Genomic DNA, 1,260 nt, shown 5'->3' with positions numbered 1-1,260 from the left:
AGAAGTGGCCCCCAAATTTCGGACATGACTTTAAGTGATTGATCTGTTTTGATAGTACCCAGAAACACTGGAACAGATTATGACTAGAAAACGTAGAAACCACTCTCCTGAATTTAAAGCTAAGGTGGCATTAGCGGCTGCTAAAGGTGACAAAACGGTCGCTGAATTGGCTCAAAAATACAACCTTCACGCGAACCAAATCTCTACATGGAAAAAGGAGCTGCTAGAAAATGCAGCTATGATTTTTGCTTCTGAAAGTCAGTTGAGCAAAGATAACACCGAAGAAGTGGACAGGCTTCATGCCAAGATCGGTCAGTTGACCATGGAAAATGATTTTTTGGCCAGAGTGCTCGGTCGTTAGACCGAGCCCAGCGAAAACTCTCGCTGGTTAAATCCACACCATTGCCAATTAAACGCCAATGTGAACTGCTCAATATTGCTCGTTCAACGGCTTACTATCAGCCTATCGGACTCTCCGTTGAGGAAATTGAATTACGCCGTATCATCGACGAAATTCATCTTCAGTATCCCTTCATGGGGAGTCGACGCATTCGTACTGAGTTAGCAAAAAAGGGGCATAATGTTAATCGCAAGCGCGTCATTCGTATCATGCGTGATATGGGCATTGGAGCGATTTACCCTAAACCCAAAACGACACTGGCAAACAAAGCACACAAGGTTTATCCCTATCTGTTGCGTAATGTTGAAGTCACTTACCCGAACCAAGCTTGGGCGATTGATATCACCTATATACCAATGGCTAAAGGGTTCCTGTACTTAGTTGCCATTATTGACTGGTATAGCCGTAAAGTATTGTCCTGGCGGCTCTCTAACACTATGGATACGAGCTTTTGTATCGAAGCTCTTGAGGAAGCGCTTAAGCACTATGGACCGCCAGATATCTTCAACTCAGATCAAGGCAGTCAGTTTACTAGCTCTGAGTTCACACAGAAATTAACTGGTCATGGTGTACGGATTAGCATGGATGGAAAAGGTCGCTGGGTCGACAACGTTTTTATCGAACGATTATGGCGTAGCCTGAAATATGAGGAGGTTTACTTAAAAGCTTACACGACACCGCGTGAAGCCGAGCTTGAAATCGGTAACTACATGGTGTTTTATAATGAAGAGCGTAACCATCAAGGACTCAATGACCTCACTCCTGATGAAGCCTACTTCGGCAGGCAAAGATACGCGGCATAAGCGGGATCAACCACTTAAGAAATTAGCTTATGTGTCCAACCACTGGGGTCCACTTCT

General features: G+C 44.5%; 1 protein-coding gene. It reads left to right on the top strand.

The window, feature by feature from the left end; translation table 11 throughout:
* Window positions 1-79: 79 nt before the first annotated feature.
* Window positions 80-1,203 (top strand): IS3 family transposase gene (locus AACR11_RS08975; protein ID WP_101904149.1). Its coding sequence is split into 2 segments (ribosomal slippage): window positions 80-332 and window positions 332-1,203, totalling 1,125 coding nucleotides; the frame shifts between segments, so codons are not numbered across the junction.
* Window positions 1,204-1,260: the final 57 nt, after the last annotated feature.

It is taken from the genome of Vibrio sp. L85, from assembly GCF_963871815.1.
Lineage (GTDB): Bacteria > Pseudomonadota > Gammaproteobacteria > Enterobacterales > Vibrionaceae > Vibrio > Vibrio harveyi.
The sequence above is the reverse complement of the archived record's forward strand: the minus strand, read 5'-3'. Positions and strand labels throughout refer to the sequence as shown.